This window comes from Bacillus cereus group sp. BfR-BA-01441 (assembly GCF_022663075.1).
Classification (GTDB): Bacteria; Bacillota; Bacilli; order Bacillales; family Bacillaceae_G; genus Bacillus_A; species Bacillus_A cereus.
The window spans coordinates 26,347-46,671 of record NZ_JAKUEU010000030.1; the positions used below are offsets into that span (position 1 = coordinate 26,347).

The window sequence follows — 20,325 nt, forward strand, 5'->3', positions numbered from 1 at the left end:
CTTTCTAAGCTTACATAAGTAGTTATACTTGAACAATCGATAAAAATCAATTATTCACCTTTATTTTTTTTGATAATTTCTTCAGAAACAGACTTTGGTACTTCTTCATAGTGGTCAAACACCATAGAGAATGTTCCGCGTCCTTGAGTGTTAGAACGTAATGACGTTGCATAACCGAACATTTCAGAAAGTGGAACCATAGCGCGAACAACTTGTGCGTTACCGCGAGCTTCCATACCTTCTACACGTCCACGACGAGATGTTACGTCACCCATAATGTCACCCATGTACTCTTCAGGAATTACAACTTCAACTTTCATCATTGGCTCAAGAATTACTGGGCTACATTTAGAAACCGCAGCTTTAAGTGCCATAGATGCAGCGATTTTGAACGCCATCTCAGATGAATCGACATCATGGTAAGATCCGTCAACTAATGCAGCTTTAATGTCAACTAGTGGATAACCAGCTAGTACACCATTTTTAAGTGCATCTTCAAGACCTGCTCCAACAGCTGGGATGTATTCACGAGGAACTACACCACCGACGATCTTGTTTTCGAATTCGAATCCTTTACCTTCTTCGTTAGGTTCAAACTCAATCCAAACGTGACCGAATTGTCCACGACCACCAGATTGACGAGCGAACTTACCTTCAACTTTCGCAGCAGCGCGGAAAGTCTCACGGTATGCTACCTGAGGAGCACCAACGTTTGCTTCCACTTTGAATTCACGGCGCATACGGTCAACGATGATATCAAGGTGAAGTTCACCCATACCAGCGATGATAGTTTGGCCAGTTTCTTGGTCAGTGTGAGCACGGAATGTTGGATCTTCTTCAGAAAGCTTAGATAATGCTGTACCCATTTTATCTTGGTCAGCTTTAGATTTTGGTTCGATAGCTACAGAGATAACTGGCTCTGGGAATTCCATAGACTCAAGGATAACAAGGCTCTTCTCGTCACAAAGAGTATCACCAGTAGTAGTATCTTTTAAACCTACAGCAGCAGCGATATCACCAGCGTAAACTGTTGAAATCTCTTCACGGCTGTTAGCGTGCATTTGTAGGATACGACCTACACGCTCACGCTTACCTTTAGTTGAGTTTTTCACGTATGATCCAGAGTTTAACACACCAGAGTACACACGGAAGAACGTTAACTTACCAACATAAGGGTCAGTCATGATTTTGAATGCTAAAGCTGCGAATGGTTCTTCATCGCTAGACTTACGTTCTACTTCTTCATCTGTATCCGGTAGAGTACCTTTAATAGCAGGTACATCTAGTGGAGATGGAAGGTAGTCGATAACTGCGTCTAACAGAATTTGAACACCTTTGTTTTTGAATGCAGAACCACAGATTACTGGGAAGAATTCTACAGAAGTTGTAGCCTTACGGATACCAGCTTTAAGCTCTTCTACAGTGATTTCTTCACCTTCTAGGTACTTCATCATCATTTCTTCATCAAGCTCAGCTACCGCTTCAATAAGTTTTCCACGGTATTCTTCAGCTAATTCTTTGTGCTCTTCAGGAATTTCAACACGTTGAATGTCTGTTCCTAAATCGTTACCGTACATGTAAGCACACTCTTCAACAAGGTCAATGATACCATTGAACTCATCTTCAGCACCGATTGGTAACTGAATTGGATGTGCGTTTGCTTGTAAACGATCGTGGATTGTTCCTACAGAGTATAAGAAATCTGCACCGATCTTATCCATTTTGTTAACGAATACGATACGAGGTACGCCGTAAGTAGTAGCCTGACGCCAAACAGTTTCTGTTTGTGGTTCTACACCAGATTGCGCATCAAGTACTGCTACAGCGCCATCAAGTACGCGTAAAGAACGTTCTACTTCTACTGTGAAATCTACGTGTCCTGGAGTATCAATGATGTTTACACGATGACCTTTCCATTGTGCTGTAGTTGCAGCAGAAGTAATTGTGATACCACGCTCTTGCTCTTGCTCCATCCAGTCCATCTGAGATGCACCTTCGTGAGTTTCACCGATTTTATGAATACGTCCTGTGTAGTACAGAATACGCTCAGTTGCTGTTGTTTTACCAGCATCGATGTGAGCCATGATACCAATATTACGAGTGTTTTCTAAAGAGAACTCTCTTGCCATTTGGTGTCTTGCTCCTTCCATATATGGATTGGATTTTTTTATTTTAAGTAGCAAAAAAGCCACTTTATATTGTTACACATGTCAGTATGTCCAGTACTCTCATTATGTAAAACGAGCGCCCGATGAAAGGGAGAGGCATTCTCCCTCTCCACACTTCCATAAGCGACAAATAAAGCGGTTTATGCTTACATTTATTTTACGTTGAATCCTACCAACGGTAATGAGCAAATGCTTTGTTAGCTTCTGCCATTTTATGAGTGTCTTCACGTTTCTTAACAGATGCACCAGCGTTGTTAGCTGCATCTAAGATTTCGTTAGCAAGACGCTCTTCCATAGTTTTTTCACCACGAAGACGAGCGTAGTTTACTAACCAACGAAGACCTAAAGTTGTACGGCGTTCTGGACGAACCTCAACTGGAACTTGGTAGTTAGCACCACCAACACGACGAGCGCGTACTTCAAGAACAGGCATGATGTTCTTAAGAGCTTGCTCGAATACTTCCATTGGCTCTTTACCAGTACGTTCGTTTACGATATCGAACGCATTATAAAGAATTGTTTGAGATTTACCTTTTTTACCGTCAACCATCATTTTGTTGATAAGGCGTGTTACTAGCTTCGAATTGTACATTGGATCTGGTAACACGTCACGTTTCGCAACAGGTCCTTTACGAGGCATATTGAGTTCCTCCTTTCATTTTAAAGTTATTATTTTTTAGCAGGTTTTGGTCTCTTAGTACCATATTTAGAACGTCCTTGCATACGTTTGTCAACACCAGCTGTGTCAAGCGCACCACGAACGATGTGGTAACGTACCCCCGGTAAATCCTTTACACGACCACCGCGAATTAATACTACGCTATGCTCTTGTAGGTTATGACCGATACCTGGGATGTAAGCTGTAACCTCGATACCGTTTGTTAAACGTACACGAGCGTATTTACGTAACGCTGAGTTAGGTTTCTTTGGAGTCATTGTACCAACACGAGTACATACACCACGTTTTTGAGGTGCAGAGATATCAGTTGATTTTTTCTTTAAAGAGTTAAAACCTTTGTTTAACGCAGGTGATTTAGATTTCCATACTTTATCAGTACGACCATTTCTCACTAATTGGTTAATAGTAGGCATTTGATTATCCTCCCTTCGCATGTTTGTATGACCACATATCCAGGTGGTTCATTATTAGTTGAAAACAAAGTTTTTGCAAGGAAGAGCAAATGCTCTCTCCTCACAAAAACAGTTTTAACTTATTATTCCTATTGCTGAAGCTCCCACTTGAATCCCCGAAGCTTTACCAAGCTTACGAACTGATTCAACTTTTGTTATGGGCACGTTATATTGCATTGCAATACGAATGATAGCATGGGTTAACCGCATGTCAGCATCCTCTGCGATGACAACTTCTTTAACTGTACCATTTTTGATTGCTTCCAATGTGCGTTTATGACCAACGACTACATTTTCAGCAGTTGATACTTTTTGATAAGACATATAAATATCCTCCAAAGCATCGTTCAGGAGCAACCTTGATTATAGTAACATTTTGACTCATACAATGTCAACTAAGATTAATTGTTTTTATACAAAATTTATGACGGAAAATTTTACTGTTCCACATAAACCTCATCGTTTTCTACGTTCATGTCATCTTGTGTTGTTTTTACAAGATCCACTTTGCGATAACGATTCATACCTGTTCCAGCAGGAACAAGTTTACCGATAATAACATTTTCTTTTAATCCTAGAAGTTCATCGCGTTTACCCTTAATTGCTGCATCAGTTAAGACACGAGTTGTTTCTTGGAACGATGCTGCAGATAAGAATGAATCTGTTTCAAGTGAAGCTTTTGTAATACCAAGTAGAACAGGTCTAGCTGTTGCTGGTTGCTTACCTTGCAGTAAGACCTTAGCATTCGCATCAGTAAACTGATGGATATCTAGTAATGTTCCTGGTAATACATCTGTTTCACCTGCATCACTTACACGAACTTTACGTAACATTTGACGTACCATTACCTCTACGTGTTTGTCACCAATTTCTACCCCTTGCATACGGTATACTTTTTGAACTTCACGTAATAAGTATTCTTGAACCGCCGTAATGTCCGTTACTTTTAGTAATTCTTTCGGATCAATAGAACCTTCTGTTAACTCTTTACCGTGGCTAATTGGCTGTCCTGGAGTTACTTTCAGACGAGCACCGTAAGGAATAGCATACGTACGAGCTTCAACTTCACCCTGTACAACTACTTCTTGGCGATCTTTAACGTCGTTGATCGCTGCGATAACACCGTCGATTTCACTGATAACTGCCTGACCTTTCGGATTACGAGCTTCGAAGATCTCTTGGATACGAGGTAAACCTTGAGTAATATCATCTCCGGCAACCCCACCTGTATGGAATGTACGCATCGTTAACTGTGTACCTGGCTCACCGATAGATTGAGCTGCGATAATACCTACCGCTTCTCCTACTTCTACGTCTGTTCCAGTTGCTAAGTTACGACCGTAACACTTCTTACATACACCGTGGCGAGTGTTACACGTAAACGCTGAACGAATGTTTACAGTTTCAACACCCGAATTTTCAACGATATGAGCGATATCTTCAGTAATTAATTGATTTTCAGCAACTAATACTTCACCTGTTTCAGGATGTTTTACAGTTTTTCTTGCAAAACGTCCAACAAGACGATCATATAATGACTCGATAACTTCATTACCCTCTTTAATCGCACCAATTAATAAACCGCGATCTGTTCCACAATCATCTTCACGAACGATTACATCTTGTGCAACGTCAACAAGACGACGTGTTAAGTAACCAGAATCGGCAGTTTTAAGTGCTGTATCGGCAAGACCTTTACGCGCACCATGCGTAGAGATGAAGTACTCAAGTACTGTTAAACCTTCACGGAAACTCGATTTGATTGGAAGTTCGATGATACGACCAGATGGATTGGCCATAAGACCACGCATACCAGCAAGCTGAGTAAAGTTAGATGCGTTACCACGGGCACCTGAGTCACTCATCATGAAGATTGGGTTGCGTTTATTCAAGGATTTCATCAGTTTTCCTTGGATAACATCTTTTGCATTACTCCAAATAGAGATAACGCGATCGTAACGTTCTTCTTCCGTGATTAAACCGCGACGGAATTGTTTAATTACATTATCTACTTTTGCTTGTGCTTCGTGGAGAATTTCATCTTTTTCGCCTAATACAAGAATGTCAGATACCCCAACTGTAATACCAGCTTTTGTAGAGTACTTGAATCCTAAGTTTTTCATACGATCAAGCATGCGAGACGTTTCTGTAATTTGGAAACGTTTGAACACTTCCGCAATGATGTTACCAAGGATCTTCTTGCTAAATGGCGCCACTTCTTCGCGACTAGCAATAATTTCTTTAATGTTCGCACCTTTTTCAACGAAATATTTCGCTGGTGTTTCTTTTTCAAGGTTTGAATTTGTTGGTTCATTAATATAAGGGAACGACTCTGGTAAGATTTCGTTAAATATTAATTTACCAACTGTTGTTAATAGAAGCATACTCTTTTGCTCTTCAGTAAATGTTGCGTTGTTTACTGCACTTGCAGCTACTGCAACACGTGTATGAAGATGAACATATCCATTTTGATATGCAAGCAATGCTTCGTTTGCATCTTTGAAGACCATACCTTCACCGATTGCACCTTCACGCTCAAGTGTTAAGTAATAGTTACCTAATACCATATCCTGAGATGGAGTAACAACTGGTTTACCGTCTTTCGGGTTCAAGATGTTTTGTGCCGCTAACATAAGAAGACGAGCTTCAGCTTGAGCTTCTGATGATAAAGGTACGTGAACGGCCATTTGGTCACCGTCAAAGTCCGCGTTGTATGCAGTACATACAAGTGGGTGAAGACGGATTGCGCGACCTTCTACTAATGTAGGTTCAAACGCCTGGATACCAAGACGGTGAAGTGTTGGTGCGCGGTTTAGAAGTACTGGATGTTCTTTAATCACAGACTCTAAAACGTCCCAAACTTCAGGTTGTACACGCTCGATTTTACGTTTCGCACTCTTAATGTTATGTGCTAATCCTTTTTCAACTAACTCTTTCATTACGAAAGGTTTGAACAGTTCAAGCGCCATTTCTTTTGGCAATCCACATTGATACATCTTTAAGTTCGGTCCTACAACGATTACAGAACGACCAGAGTAGTCAACACGTTTACCTAATAAGTTTTGACGGAAACGTCCTTGTTTACCTTTAAGCATGTGAGATAGTGATTTTAATGGACGGTTACCTGGCCCAGTAACTGGACGGCCACGACGACCATTATCGATTAATGCGTCTACAGCTTCTTGTAACATACGTTTTTCGTTTTGAACGATGATGCTTGGTGCACCTAAGTCCAATAGACGTTTTAAACGGTTGTTACGGTTAATTACACGACGGTATAAGTCGTTTAAGTCAGAAGTAGCAAAACGTCCACCGTCTAACTGTACCATTGGGCGTAGTTCTGGTGGGATTACTGGTAGAACATCTAAGATCATCCAAGACGGTTCATTTCCAGAGTTACGGAATGCTTCTAATACTTCTAGACGTTTAATAGCACGAGTACGGCGTTGTCCTTGTGCTGTTTTTAATTCTTCTTTTAAGAAGTCTACTTCTTTATCTAAATCGATGTCTTGTAGTAGCTTTTTAATTGCTTCTGCACCCATAGCAGCTTGGAATGTGCTACCATATCGATCACGATATGCACGGTATTCTTTTTCAGAAAGTAATTGCTTCTTATCAAGTGGTGTATCTCCACTTTCTGTTACAACATAAGAAGCGAAATAAATTACTTCTTCAAGCGCGCGAGGGGACATGTCTAAGACAAGTCCCATGCGGCTCGGGATACCTTTGAAATACCAAATATGAGATACAGGAGCAGCTAATTCGATATGACCCATACGTTCACGACGTACTTTTGCACGCGTTACTTCAACACCACATCGATCACAAACTACACCTTTATAACGTACACGTTTGTATTTTCCGCAATGACATTCCCAGTCCTTTTGTGGTCCGAAAATACGCTCACAGAACAAGCCATCTTTTTCAGGCTTTAACGTACGATAGTTAATAGTTTCTGGTTTCTTAACTTCACCGTATGACCAAGAACGAATCTTGTCAGGTGAAGCAAGTCCAATCTTCATATATTCAAAGTTATTTACATCTATCAAGGGGCCTACCTCCCTTTTAGTCTACAGGTTATCCCAATTATTCCTTAGTTGTCTCAACTTCGACATTCAATTTATCTGCTGATTGATGATCATCGTCATCTTCTGTATCACGCATTTCAATTTCTGTATCGTCGCTAGACATCATTTTAACGTCCATACCTAAACTTTGCAGCTCTTTAATCAATACTTTGAATGATTCAGGAACGCCTGGTTCTGGAACATTTTCGCCTTTAACAATTGCTTCATAAGTCTTAACACGTCCAACAACATCATCAGACTTCACTGTTAAGATTTCTTGAAGAGTATAAGCAGCACCGTAAGCTTCAAGTGCCCAAACCTCCATCTCACCGAAACGCTGTCCACCGAACTGAGCTTTACCTCCAAGAGGTTGCTGCGTTACAAGTGAGTATGGTCCAGTAGAACGAGCATGAAGTTTATCGTCAACCATGTGCGCAAGTTTGATCATATACATGACACCAACAGATACGCGGTTATCGAATGGTTCACCAGTACGTCCGTCATACAGGATTGTTTTCGCGTCATTTGCCATACCAGCTTCTTCAATTGTGCCCCAAACATCTTCCTCACGAGCACCATCGAATACTGGTGTTGCAATGTGAATGCCAAGGTATCTTGCTGCCATACCAAGATGAAGCTCTAATACCTGACCGATATTCATACGAGATGGTACCCCTAATGGGTTTAACATGATATCGATTGGCGTACCGTCTGGTAGGTAAGGCATATCTTCTTCTGGTAAAATACGAGAAATAACACCTTTGTTACCGTGACGTCCGGCCATCTTGTCACCTTCAGAAATTTTACGTTTTTGAACGATATATGCACGTACAAGTTGATTCACGCCCGGTGGCAATTCATCGCCATCTTCACGGTTGAATACTTTTACGTCTAAGATAATACCGCCACCACCGTGTGGTACACGTAGTGATGTATCACGTACTTCACGCGCTTTTTCTCCAAAGATAGCATGTAATAGACGTTCTTCAGCTGTTAATTCTGTTACACCTTTAGGTGTTACTTTACCAACAAGTAAATCTCCATCTTTTACTTCAGCACCAACGCGAATGATACCGCGCTCGTCAAGGTTACGTAATGCGTCTTCCCCAACGTTTGGAATGTCGCGTGTAATTTCTTCTGGTCCAAGCTTCGTATCACGAGCTTCTGATTCATATTCTTCAATATGAATAGAAGTGTACACATCATCTTTTACAAGGCGCTCACTCATGATGATCGCATCCTCGTAGTTATAACCGTCCCAAGTCATGAAGCCAACAAGCACGTTACGTCCAAGTGCTAGTTCACCTAATTCCATAGAAGGACCATCCGCAAGGATTTCACCTTTTACAACTTCATTTCCAACACTTACGATTGGACGTTGGTTGTAACAAGTTCCTTGGTTAGAACGAATGAATTTTTGCATTTTGTAGCGATCTAAGTCGCCTTTTACTGTTTGACCGTCAACTTCTACATAGCGACGTACCCAAACTTCACGTGCTTCTACGCGCTCAACAACACCAGGATGTTTACAGATTACTGCAGCACCTGAGTCTTTTGCTGATACGTACTCCATACCTGTACCTACAATCGGAGATTCCGGATTCATTAACGGAACCGCCTGACGTTGCATGTTCGCTCCCATAAGTGCGCGGTTAGAGTCATCGTTTTCTAAGAACGGAATACAAGCTGTCGCTGCCGACACTACTTGTTTTGGAGATACATCCATGTAGTCGATGCGTTCTCTATTTGTGACAATGTTTTCACCACGGAAACGAGCTACGATATCTTCACTTAGGAATTCACCTTCGTCAGATAATTTCATATTCGCTTGGGCTACAACATAGTTATCTTCTTCATCTGCTGTTAAGTAATCAACATGCCCTGTTACAAGACCAGTTTCTGGGTCAACACGACGGTATGGTGTTTCAATGAAACCAAACTCATTTACTTTCGCGAACGAAGATAATGAGTTAATCAAACCGATGTTTGGTCCCTCTGGTGTTTCAATCGGACACATACGACCGTAGTGAGAGTAATGAACGTCACGCACTTCAAAGCCTGCGCGCTCACGCGTTAAACCACCAGGTCCTAATGCAGATAGTCTTCGTTTGTGAGTTAACTCTGCTAATGGGTTTGTTTGGTCCATAAACTGAGATAACTGAGAACTTCCGAAGAACTCTTTAATAGATGCAATAACAGGACGAATATTAATTAGTGCCTGTGGTGTAATTGCATTTGTATCTTGGATCGACATTCTCTCACGAACAACACGTTCCATACGAGAAAGACCGATACGGAATTGATTTTGTAACAGTTCTCCAACAGAACGCAGACGACGGTTTCCTAAATGGTCAATATCATCTGTATCCCCTACTTTGTATAGTAGGTTGAAGAAGTAACTGATAGAAGCAAGGATATCACCTGGTGTGATGTGTTTCACATCACGAGTAATGTTTGCATTACCAATTACATTAATTATGCGTTCGCCTTCCGACTCAGGAGCATAAATCTTAATAGATTGCAGCTCAACATCGCCTTCTACCACTCCACCCATTGGTTTCGCTGTTTTGAATCCAATGTTTTTCTCTAAGTAAGGTAAAATGCGATCAAGTGTACGACGATCTAAGATTGTTCCTTCTGCCGCTAAAATTTCACCAGTTTCTGGATCCACTAATGTTTCAGCTAAACGTTGATTAAACAATCTGTTTTTAATGTGTAACTTCTTGTTGATCTTATAGCGACCTACATTTGCTAAATCGTAGCGCTTTGGATCAAAGAAACGAGACACAAGTAAGCTCTTAGCATTTTCTACCGTTGGTGGTTCACCAGGACGTAGACGCTCATAAATTTCAAGCAATGCTTTTTCTGTGCTATCTGTGTTGTCTTTTTCTAATGTGTTGCTTAAGTATTCGTTATCACCTAAAAGCTCGGTGATTTCTTGATCAGAGCCAAACCCTAATGCGCGTAACAAAACAGTTACAGGAAGTTTACGCGTACGGTCAATACGCACATATACAACATCCTTAGCATCTGTCTCATACTCTAACCAAGCTCCGCGGTTTGGAATTACAGTAGCAGTAAAACCACGTTTTCCGTTTTTATCCACTTTGCCACTATAGTATACGCTTGGAGAGCGAACTAACTGGGAAACGATAACACGTTCTGCACCGTTAATTACGAATGTTCCAGTCTCTGTCATGAGTGGGAAATCTCCCATGAACACATCTTGTTCTTTTACTTCACCAGTTTCCTTGTTGATTAGACGCACTTTTACACGAAGTGGTGCTGCATACGTCACATCACGCTCTTTGCATTCGTCTACAGAGTATTTAGGTTCACCTAAGCTGTAGTCGATAAATTCAAGCGATAGATTTCCCGTAAAGTCTTCAATCGGAGAAATGTCTTGGAACATTTCTCGCAAACCCTCATCAAGAAACCACTGATAAGAAGAGGTTTGAATTTCGATAAGATTTGGTAACTCTAATACTTCACTAATACGGGCATAACTTCTTCGTTGGCGGTGGCGTCCGTATTGAACTAGTTGACCTGTCAACTGCTTCACCCCTCAAATCATGAGTATTATAAATGCACAAAAAAATTTGTGCAAAATCACAAATAAATACAACTACTGCTATTAGCGTAGTCTCTTTCTCTTAAAGATAAATACGTTGAGTCTTTCTACCTGCTCAAAAAAGAAAAATGGCTTCTATAAGAAAACCATCATTCTGTTTCATAATCTGCTGATTTTACTATCTTTTCCAAGAGAAACAAAAATATACATCTTTCTCAACGCAGAAAATCATATATTGGCATTGTATAATGTTAACATAGCCAAAAATAACCGTCAACGTTTTTTTGATTTTATGATATAATATCCTTTTTTCTTTTCTACAACCTCAACCTCAGAAAATACTTCTTCTAGTTTTTTTAGCGCAGACGGTGCACCTTGTTTCTTTTGAATAACAATCCAAAGTTCTCCACCTGGAACTAAATACTCCACAGCTTTTTCTAAAATCTCATGTACGATATCTTTACCCGCACGAATTGGAGGGTTAGATAGAATAGCAGCATACTTACCATCTACATTTTCATAGACGCTACTTTGAAAAATACGTATATTCTCGATTTTGTTATTAGCGGCGTTTTCTTTCGCAAGCCCAAGTGCCCTCTCATTCACATCCACCATGTGAACTTCACGACCTTGAAACTCTTTCGCTAACGACAAACCAATAGGACCGTATCCGCAACCTACGTCTAATATATTACCTTTAATATCTGGCATTTGAAACGCTTCAATTAAAAGACGGGAACCAAAGTCCACTTCGTTTTTCGAGAACACCCCATGGTCAGATAAGAAAGTAAATCGAGATCCACGAAGGACAAACTCCCATCGCTTACGATCACTTTTACTAGAAGGGTCGTTAGAAAAATAATGGTCTGCCATATGGCCACCTCTTTTCTTTACAGTTAAAAAAAAAGCTCGCATGAGAGCGAGCTTTTTTTAAAGCATCAAAAGTTAATTACTTAACTTCTACAGCAGCGCCAACTTCTTCAAGTTTAGCTTTGATTTCTTCAGCTTCTTCTTTAGCAGCAGCTTCTTTGATTACTTTTGGAGTGTTGTCAACTAATTCTTTAGCTTCTTTTAAGCCAAGACCAGTGATTTCACGAACAACTTTGATAACTTTGATTTTTTGTGCACCAGCGCTAGTTAGTTCCACATCAAATTCAGTTTTCTCAGCAGCAGCTTCTCCAGCGCCACCAGCAACAGCTACAGGAGCAGCAGCAGTTACGCCGAATTCTTCCTCGATAGCTTTTACTAAGTCGTTAAGTTCTAATACAGTCATAGATTTAACTGCTTCAATGATTTGTTCTTTAGTCATTGTAAATATCCTCCCTTAAATAGGTTTGTATTGTTTTATCGATAATACGTAATTATCTTTTAAAAAATTAAGCGCCTTGCTCTTCCTTTTGGTCTGCAACTGCTTTAGTAGCAAGTGCAAGGTTACGGATTGGAGCTTGAAGAACGCTAAGAAGCATAGAAAGTAAGCCTTCACGTGATGGAAGAGTAGCGATTGCTTTAACCTCATCAAGTGTTACAAGTTTACCTTCGATTACGCCCGCTTTAATTTCTAAAGCTTCATGATCTTTAGCGAAGTCGTTTAATACTTTCGCAGGAGCAACTACATCCTCGTTACTGAACGCGATTGCGTTTGGTCCTGTTAAGAATTCATTTAACTCAGCCATTTCAGCAGATTCTGCAGCACGACGAGTTAGAGAGTTTTTGTAAACTTTGAACTCAACGCCAGCTTCACGTAATTGCTTACGTAATTCTGTTGCTTCAGAAACTGTTAAACCACGGTAGTCAACAACGATTGTAGATTTACTAGCGCGAAGTTTGTCCGCGATTTCAGTTACAACTTGTTGTTTAGTTTCGATTACTTTGCTCATGTTATTACACCTCCTGTAGATTATATAGAAGATGTACCGAAAGTGCACTAAAAACCTCCATGCCCAACTTGTAGACATGGAGGCATATAGTCACAGAAAAAAGATTCCGCTTCGTATATTAACACCTAGGTAGGAAATTAAGTCTATTGACACCTACTGTCTACGGTACACTAATTAAATTCACAACATAAATGATTATATTAAAACTTCTTTATGAAGTCAACTTCCAAAATTTACGCTAATGTAGAAACGTCTACACGTACGCCAGGTCCCATTGTAGAAGCAACTGTTACGTTCTTCATGTAAGTACCTTTTGCAGCAGCTGGCTTAACTTTTTGTAAAGTGTCAGCAATTGTTTTGAAGTTTTCTACTAATTTAGCATCTTCGAAAGATACTTTACCGATTGGAACGTGGATGTTACCAGCTTTATCAACGCGGTATTCAACTTTACCAGCTTTGATTTCGTTAACAGCTTTAGTTACATCGAAAGTAACTGTTCCAGTTTTAGGGTTTGGCATTAAACCTTTAGGTCCTAATACGCGACCAAGTTTACCAACTTCACCCATCATGTCAGGAGTTGCTACTACTACATCGAAATCGAACCAACCTTGTTGGATTTTACCGATGTAATCAGTATCGCCTACGAAGTCAGCTCCAGCAGCTTCAGCTTCTTTAGCTTTTTCACCTTTAGCAAATACTAATACACGTTGTACTTTACCAGTACCGTGTGGAAGAACAACTGCACCACGGATTTGTTGGTCAGCTTTCTTAGGGTCAACACCTAAACGGAATGCAGCTTCTACAGTTGCATCAAATTTAGCTGTGTTTGTTTTCTTTACTAATTCTACTGCTTCTGTCGCAGAGTAAGCAGCTGCACGATCAACAAGCTTTGCAGCTTCTACGTACTTTTTACCTCTTTTAGCCATTTTTATTTCCTCCTCGAATGTGGTTTTAGCGGAATAACCTCCCACGTTTACGCCTGTTTTCAGGTATAACCTGAGGATGAGCGCCATCCATTTATTTAAAAACGATAATCATTTACGATAATAAAGGTTGCGAATTGGAATTCCAGACCCGCAACCTTTTTTAAAAACAAATCGAATTAGTCTTCGATAACGATGCCCATACTGCGTGCAGTACCTTCAACCATACGCATTGCAGCTTCTACGCTAGCAGCGTTTAGGTCAGGCATTTTAGTTTCAGCGATTTCGCGTACTTTATCACGCTTAACAGTTGCCACTTTATTACGGTTTGGTTCACCAGAACCAGACTCAATACCAGCTACTTTCTTAAGAAGAACAGCAGCAGGAGGAGTTTTAGTAATGAAAGTGAATGAACGGTCCTCAAATACCGTAATTTCAACAGGGATGATAAGACCAGCTTGATCTGCTGTACGAGCGTTAAACTCTTTACAGAAGCCCATGATGTTAACACCTGCTTGTCCTAATGCTGGACCAACTGGTGGAGCTGGGTTAGCTTTACCTGCAGGAATTTGAAGCTTTACCATTTTAATTACCTTTTTAGCCACGAGACACACCTCCTTAAGTCCGTGATGTGGTCAATTGGACAGTGATTTGCCCTCCCACGTCATATTTTATCTGTAAGGATAAAATCTTTCAAAAAACGTCTCCGATAACGAAGACGTACTGACTTAAAAGATATTATCACTTTTTACAATTCATTTCAAGTTTCATTTTATAATTTTTCAATTTGATGGAAGTCAAGTTCAACTGGAGTCTCGCGACCAAACATGTCCACAAGCACGCTAACCTTTTTCTTCTCCACATCAATTTCTTCAATAGCACCTGTATAATCTGCGAATGGCCCCTCATTTACACGTACTGTCTCATGAAGTTCAAAGTCGAAATCAACCACTTCGTTATCCATTCCCATATGTTTCATAATGGTAACAACTTCCTCTTCTAATAGAGGTGATGGTTTAGATCCAGAACCAGAAGAACCAACGAACCCAGTTACACCCGGCGTGTTACGTACAACATACCAAGAGTCATCAGTCATGATTAATTCTACTAATACATAACCTGGGAACACTTTTCTTTTCATTAATTTTTCTTTTCCGTTTTTCATTTCTACTTCTACTTCTTCCGGGACAACAACACGGAAAATTTTATCTTGCATACCCATTGATTCTACACGTTTCTCTAGGTTTGCTTTTACTTTATTTTCATATCCAGAATAAGTATGGACAACATACCAACTTTTTTCCATTCATTTAGGACGAGCGTCCTTCCCTCCCTGACGTACATTTTTTTGCGCAAATGAAAAAACCCGTTCACCGGGCTTTTACACAGTTCTTATAAATAACATTATATCATGGATAAGTGCTTCTTATTCAAGAATTAACCAAGAATTAACCGAATTAAAGAAGAAATGCCCATATCAACTACTGCGAAGAAAATCGCAAAGAACACAACTGTAGCAACAACAGTCGCTGTTGAGCGGAGTAATTCATCTTTTTTAGGCCAACTTACTTTTTTCATTTCGCGACCTACATCGCCGAAAAAGTTCGTTAAACGCATCTGCGGGACCTCCAGTGTATTATTTCAATTATTTATTTTGTTTCCTTGTGAACTGTATGCTGATTGCATGTTTTACAAAACTTTTTTATTTCAAGTCGCTCTATTGAGCTCGTATCTTTCATAGTAGAGTAGTTTCGATTTTTACACTCTTCACATGAGAGTACAACTTTTTTCCTCATTAGTTACACCAACCTTGTAACATTATGTCCCTAAAAATGTATCATACAATAAAAGACAATGTCAATGACATGCATTTTGTACTCTCTACAAAAGAAAACAGGTGATTTATTTTACACCTGTAGCACTTGTTACTTCTTATGAATTTAAAGTTGTACTTTCTCTCATTTCCATATATCGTTCCAATTTTCTCTTTACTCTTTGTAAAGCGTTATCAATAGATTTCACATGCCTGTTTAACTGTTCTGAAATCTCTTGATAAGAACGACCATCTAAATATAAAGAAAGCACTTTCCTTTCTAAATCGCTTAATAATTCAGATATTTTTGATTCTATGTCTGTATATTCTTCCTGGCTAATGATCATCTCTTCAGGATCAGTCACCTTCGCTTCAGAAATAACATCCAATAACGTTCGATCAGATTCCTCATCGTAAATCGGCTTATCTAAAGACACATACGAATTTAAAGGAATATGTTTTTGTCTTGTTGCCGTTTTAATAGCGGTAATAATTTGTCGAGTGATACATAGTTCAGCAAATGCTTTGAATGAAGACAGCTTGTCCTCTTTATAATCACGAATTGCTTTAAACAACCCTATCATACCTTCTTGAACAATGTCTTCTCGATCGGCACCCACTAAAAAGTAAGATCTTGATTTCGCACGAACAAAGTTCTTATACTTGTGAATTAAATATTCTAGAGCGTCAGTATTACCTTTTCGAACTAACTCAACGATTGCCTCATCCTCTAAATCACGAAATGTAACGTCGCCTATACTTACGAAGCCTGCTTCCACCTTGATCCCTCCGACCGCTATTTATTTAGCAATATTATACAGTAAAAAGATAAAGAGCGTCAATGCTTCAACGCTCTCCTCTTCTTAATTTTTCTAATTTTTCTGTAATATCTTCACTAAATATCTTTCGCATGGCGGGCTGCTGTTCTTTCGTGTCTTTTGTGCGCCTTCTTACTTGTTGTTCCATCGCTTGTACTTCCAACTCTAATTCACGCGCAGATTTTCGAAGGGCACCTTGCCCAAATATAACCCATTGTTCTGTATAATCAGAAGTCGCAACATATATTTGTGTATTTATATTTCTAAGCTCTATCGCAAGTTGCTCTATCTTTTCGTCTGCAGTTTGATTCTTTCGTGTGAATATTACTTCTACACGAGATTGTTTCATCTTTTTTTCAATACCATGGACTGTATAGGCATCAAAGACTATCATCACTTTTGTACCTGTATAACCTTGATAATCCGCCATCTTATCAATAAGCGCATCTCTTGATGATTGTAAATCTACATCCCGCAGTTTCTTCAAATCTCCCCAAGCTCCGATAATGTTGTAACCGTCAACGATTAAAATATCGTTCATTTTTTATTTACCAATTTCGTGACGTTTACGATATACCTCATACATTAACAAACTTGCGGCTACTGAAGCATTTAAGGATGTAACTTTACCAACCATCGGTAAAGTGATTAAGAAATCACACTTTTCACCAATAATACGACTCATACCTTTTCCTTCACTACCAATTACTAACCCAATCGGCATTGTACCATCTAAATTACGGTAATCCGTTTTCCCTTTGGCATCTGTACCAGCAATCCAAAGTCCACGCTCTTTTAATTCATCAATTGTACGAGATAAGTTTGTTACGCGCGCAACAGGAATGTATTCAATCGCTCCTGTTGATGCTTTCGCAACTGATGCTGTAAGTCCCACAGCTCTTCTCTTCGGAATAATAATTCCATGAGCTCCTGTTGCATCAGCAGTACGCATAATAGAACCTAGGTTATGCGGATCTTCAATCTCATCTAAAATCAAGAAGAATGGATCTTCATTACGTTTTTCTGCCACTTTGAATAAATCTTCTAACTCTGCATACTGATATGCAGCTACTTGAGCAATTACACCTTGATGATTACCCTCAACTAATTGATCTAACTTTTTCTTTGGTGCATGTTGTAAAATAATCTTATTTTCTTTCGCTAACGCTAGTACAATTTGTACTTGTCCTTTGGCAGCACCTTCTGCGATCCAAATTTTATTAATATCTCTCCCTGATCTTAACGCTTCAATTACAGGGTTACGTCCGATAATATATTCACTAGTCATGATGATGTGCCCCCTTCCTTTTCTTCTAAAACTGCAATTGCCTTATATACAATTTCGTCTAATCTTTCACGATTATTTAATAAATGATGATAACCAATTAGCGCTTCAAAGGCTGTACTATGTCGATATGTTTGTACATCCGTATTTTTCGGAACTGTACCTGAATTTGCATTACGCCCTCTTCTTAATACCGCCTCTTCTTCCTCTGTCAAAAATGCCGTCTCTAATAAATGATAAACAACTTTCGCCTGTGCTTTTGCTGAAACAAAGCTCGTCCCTAAGCGGTGTAATTGATTAGGGCGAACTTTTCCTTTTTGAAGGAGGTGATAGCGGATATATTGTTCATATACCGCATCACCCATATACGCTAACGCCAAGCTGTTTAATTGCTTTGCATCGATCATCCTTATCCTCTTTTCCATCTTGTACCTTGAGCAGTATCTTCTAAAATAATATTACGTTCTTTTAAATCGTCACGAATTTGATCAGACAATGCAAAATCACGATTTTTACGAGCTTCAATGCGCTTTTGGATAAGCTCTTCAATTTCTTCATCCAGTAATTCTTCTTTTGATAATTCTAATCCCAAAATATCAAATAACGTTTCCAGTTGTTTTACGTATGCTTCAATCACAACTTTAGATGTATGCTCTTCAAGTAAATATTGATTTGCATGATTTGCTACGTTGTATAATTCGGTAATTGCATTTGCAGTGTTAAAGTCATCATTCATTGCCTCTTCAAATGCAGTCTGGAATTTCTCTATTTCAGCTAACCATTTCTCATTATGGTCCGTTAAATCCGTACTACTCTCCATACGATGCTTTAAGTTTCCATAAGCTGTTTTAATTCTTTCCAGTCCATTATTCGTACTTTGTAATAACTCTTCACTAAAGTTAATCGGGTGACGATAGTGTACTGATAACATAAAGAATCTAATTAACTGCGGGTCGTATTGCTTAATAATATCGTGAACTAAAATAAAGTTACCAAGCGATTTAGACATCTTCTCATTGTTAATATTAATATATCCATTATGCATCCAGTAACGTGCAAACGTTTTTCCAGTCAATGCCTCTGACTGCGCAATTTCATTTTCATGATGTGGGAAAGCCAAGTCTTGACCACCAGCATGAATGTCAATTGTATCCCCTAAGTACTTACGCGCCATTGCTGAGCATTCAATATGCCATCCTGGACGTCCTTGCCCCCAAGGGCTTTCCCAGAAGATTTCTCCTTCTTTCGCAGCTTTCCATAAAGCAAAATCAAGAGGGTCTTGTTTCTTTTCCCCTACCTCAATACGAGCACCGTGACGTAAATCTGCGATTGGTTGATGTGATAATTTACCGTAACCTTCGAATTCCTTCGTCTTAAAGTACACATCACCCTCTGATTCATATGCATACCCTTTATTCACAAGTTCTTGAATAAATTCAATAATGATATCCATATTTTCTGTTACACGAGGATGAACTGTTGCGTGTTTGCAACCTAGTGCTGTTACATCTTCAAAGTACGCTTCAACAAAACGATCAGCAATTGTCGGTACATCTTCACCTAATTCATTTGCCGCTTTAATTAATTTATCATCTACATCCGTAAAGTTAGATACATATTGCACATCGTATCCTTTGTATTCTAAATAACGACGCACTGTATCGAATACCATAGGAGGCCTTGCATTCCCAATATGAATGTAGTTATAAACTGTAGGTCCGCATACATACATCTTTACCTTATTTTCTTCTAATGGAACAAACTCTTCTTTTTGACGTGTTAACGTATTATAAATGTGAATAGTCATTTTTATCCTTCCTTTCTACCTTTAATTCCAATTGTTTCTTCAATTTATCAAGTTCTACTTCCATAGCCTTTAATTTATCAAAAATCGGATCCGGAAGGTCAGAGTGATTTAATTCTTGACCAATCTTTACTCCATTTTGAATAACGACACGGCCAGGTATACCTACAACTGTAGAATGTGCAGGAACTTCTTTTAATACGACAGACCCTGCTCCGATTTTAGAATTCTCTCCCACAGTAATAGAACCAAGAACTTTAGCACCCGTCGCAATTAATACATTATCCTGAATTGTTGGATGCCTCTTTCCTTTTTCTTTTCCTGTACCACCTAATGTAACCCCTTGATAAATCGTTACATTATCACCAATTTCACAAGTTTCTCCGATTACAACTCCCATTCCATGATCTATGAAAAAACGTCGACCAATTGTTGCTCCTGGATGGATCTCAATGCCAGTAAAAAAGCGGCTCACTTGTGAAACAAAACGTGCAAGAAAGAAAAAATTTCTTTTATAAAAAGCATGTGCAATTCGATGGGCCCAAACTGCATGTAATCCAGAGTAAGTTAAAATGACTTCGAAATAACCTCTTGCCGCTGGATCCTGTTCAAAAACGACTTCAATATCTTCCCGAAGCCTCTTAAACATCGGTGTTCCCTCCCCTTTATGGGCTGCTTTTTTGTCGAGCGAACTAACTCCCCTAACTCATCACTTCTCCCCTAATTCTTTATATAAGGAGATAAATTCTATATTCATACCTATTTACACGGTATAAAAAAAAGGCGTCTCTGTCATATTGACAGAGACGCCTTTTAAGCGCGGTTCCACTCTGTTTAGGCTTAAAAAAGCCTCAAACTCATTCATGAT

General features: G+C 39.4%; 20 protein-coding genes and 2 other annotated features (1 of these 22 only partly in view). All 20 genes read right to left on the reverse strand.

All coding sequences use genetic code 11. The annotated features are described in order from the left end of the window. Positions 1-50 precede the first annotated feature (50 nt). The 20 genes from fusA to cysE all read right to left on the reverse strand — a co-directional run bounded on the left by fusA (position 51) and on the right by cysE (position 20,106). Entirely contained in the window at positions 51-2,129 is a 2,079-nt protein-coding gene (gene fusA, locus MR107_RS14695) for an elongation factor G (RefSeq protein WP_000090370.1), read from the reverse strand. 208 nt (positions 2,130-2,337) lie between these two features. Beyond that, positions 2,338-2,808 (reverse strand): 30S ribosomal protein S7, encoded by a 471-nt coding sequence (rpsG, locus tag MR107_RS14700; RefSeq protein ID WP_001137491.1) that lies wholly within the window; start codon positions 2,806-2,808, stop codon positions 2,338-2,340. A 29-nt stretch (positions 2,809-2,837) separates the two neighbouring features. Continuing rightward, positions 2,838-3,260: a 30S ribosomal protein S12 gene (gene rpsL, locus MR107_RS14705; RefSeq protein ID WP_001142341.1), complete on the reverse strand. Its 423-nt coding sequence runs from the start codon at positions 3,258-3,260 to the stop codon at positions 2,838-2,840. Between the two features lie 114 nt (positions 3,261-3,374). Then, positions 3,375-3,623 carry a 50S ribosomal protein L7ae-like protein gene (locus MR107_RS14710; protein WP_000121836.1) on the reverse strand — a complete coding sequence of 83 codons (249 nt, stop codon included), beginning with the start codon at positions 3,621-3,623 and terminating at the stop codon, positions 3,375-3,377. A gap of 113 nt (positions 3,624-3,736) precedes the next feature. Beyond that, positions 3,737-7,348 (reverse strand): DNA-directed RNA polymerase subunit beta', encoded by a 3,612-nt coding sequence (gene rpoC / locus MR107_RS14715; RefSeq protein WP_000567939.1) that lies wholly within the window; start codon positions 7,346-7,348, stop codon positions 3,737-3,739. A 37-nt stretch (positions 7,349-7,385) separates the two neighbouring features. Next, on the reverse strand, positions 7,386-10,919 hold the full coding sequence (gene rpoB, locus MR107_RS14720; RefSeq protein WP_226368332.1) for a DNA-directed RNA polymerase subunit beta: 3,534 nt from the start codon (positions 10,917-10,919) through the stop codon (positions 7,386-7,388). A gap of 291 nt (positions 10,920-11,210) precedes the next feature. Beyond that, a complete protein-coding gene (locus tag MR107_RS14725; RefSeq protein ID WP_000763289.1) occupies positions 11,211-11,810 on the reverse strand; it encodes a class I SAM-dependent methyltransferase in 600 nt (199 codons plus the stop codon). A gap of 76 nt (positions 11,811-11,886) precedes the next feature. Next, positions 11,887-12,246 carry a 50S ribosomal protein L7/L12 gene (rplL, locus tag MR107_RS14730; protein ID WP_000159736.1) on the reverse strand — a complete coding sequence of 120 codons (360 nt, stop codon included), beginning with the start codon at positions 12,244-12,246 and terminating at the stop codon, positions 11,887-11,889. A 67-nt stretch (positions 12,247-12,313) separates the two neighbouring features. Next, entirely contained in the window at positions 12,314-12,814 is a 501-nt protein-coding gene (gene rplJ, locus MR107_RS14735) for a 50S ribosomal protein L10 (RefSeq protein WP_000048716.1), read from the reverse strand. A gap of 39 nt (positions 12,815-12,853) precedes the next feature. Next, positions 12,854-12,998: a sequence feature (ribosomal protein L10 leader region), on the reverse strand. A 49-nt stretch (positions 12,999-13,047) separates the two neighbouring features. Then, positions 13,048-13,740: a 50S ribosomal protein L1 gene (gene rplA, locus MR107_RS14740; RefSeq protein ID WP_001987630.1), complete on the reverse strand. Its 693-nt coding sequence runs from the start codon at positions 13,738-13,740 to the stop codon at positions 13,048-13,050. Between the two features lie 176 nt (positions 13,741-13,916). Beyond that, positions 13,917-14,342, reverse strand: a complete 426-nt coding sequence (gene rplK, locus MR107_RS14745; RefSeq protein ID WP_001085872.1) for a 50S ribosomal protein L11 — start codon at positions 14,340-14,342, stop codon at positions 13,917-13,919. A gap of 167 nt (positions 14,343-14,509) precedes the next feature. After that, positions 14,510-15,043 (reverse strand): transcription termination/antitermination protein NusG, encoded by a 534-nt coding sequence (gene nusG, locus MR107_RS14750; RefSeq protein WP_000415794.1) that lies wholly within the window; start codon positions 15,041-15,043, stop codon positions 14,510-14,512. A gap of 131 nt (positions 15,044-15,174) precedes the next feature. After that, positions 15,175-15,354, reverse strand: a complete 180-nt coding sequence (gene secE / locus MR107_RS14755) for a preprotein translocase subunit SecE (RefSeq protein ID WP_001241323.1) — start codon at positions 15,352-15,354, stop codon at positions 15,175-15,177. Between the two features lie 32 nt (positions 15,355-15,386). Next, positions 15,387-15,533, reverse strand: a complete 147-nt coding sequence (gene rpmG / locus MR107_RS14760) for a 50S ribosomal protein L33 (protein WP_014481927.1) — start codon at positions 15,531-15,533, stop codon at positions 15,387-15,389. 136 nt (positions 15,534-15,669) lie between these two features. After that, on the reverse strand, positions 15,670-16,329 hold the full coding sequence (locus MR107_RS14765) for an RNA polymerase factor sigma-70 (RefSeq protein WP_000387193.1): 660 nt from the start codon (positions 16,327-16,329) through the stop codon (positions 15,670-15,672). A 67-nt stretch (positions 16,330-16,396) separates the two neighbouring features. Continuing rightward, on the reverse strand, positions 16,397-16,909 hold the full coding sequence (locus tag MR107_RS14770) for an NYN domain-containing protein (protein WP_227078168.1): 513 nt from the start codon (positions 16,907-16,909) through the stop codon (positions 16,397-16,399). A 3-nt stretch (positions 16,910-16,912) separates the two neighbouring features. Then, complete coding sequence (gene rlmB, locus MR107_RS14775; protein WP_000200237.1) at positions 16,913-17,656, reverse strand: 23S rRNA (guanosine(2251)-2'-O)-methyltransferase RlmB; 744 nt, start codon at positions 17,654-17,656, stop codon at positions 16,913-16,915. Then, complete coding sequence (locus MR107_RS14780) at positions 17,653-18,060, reverse strand: Mini-ribonuclease 3 (protein ID WP_000564261.1); 408 nt, start codon at positions 18,058-18,060, stop codon at positions 17,653-17,655. The genes rlmB and MR107_RS14780 overlap by 4 nt, the downstream gene beginning before the upstream one ends. A 2-nt stretch (positions 18,061-18,062) precedes the next feature. Then, positions 18,063-19,460, reverse strand: a complete 1,398-nt coding sequence (gene cysS / locus MR107_RS14785; RefSeq protein WP_000152276.1) for a cysteine--tRNA ligase — start codon at positions 19,458-19,460, stop codon at positions 18,063-18,065. After that, entirely contained in the window at positions 19,441-20,106 is a 666-nt protein-coding gene (gene cysE, locus MR107_RS14790) for a serine O-acetyltransferase (RefSeq protein ID WP_000476497.1), read from the reverse strand. Before cysE ends, cysS begins: the two co-directional genes overlap by 20 nt. A gap of 150 nt (positions 20,107-20,256) precedes the next feature. Continuing rightward, positions 20,257-20,325: a binding site (T-box leader), on the reverse strand; it runs 178 nt beyond the window's last position.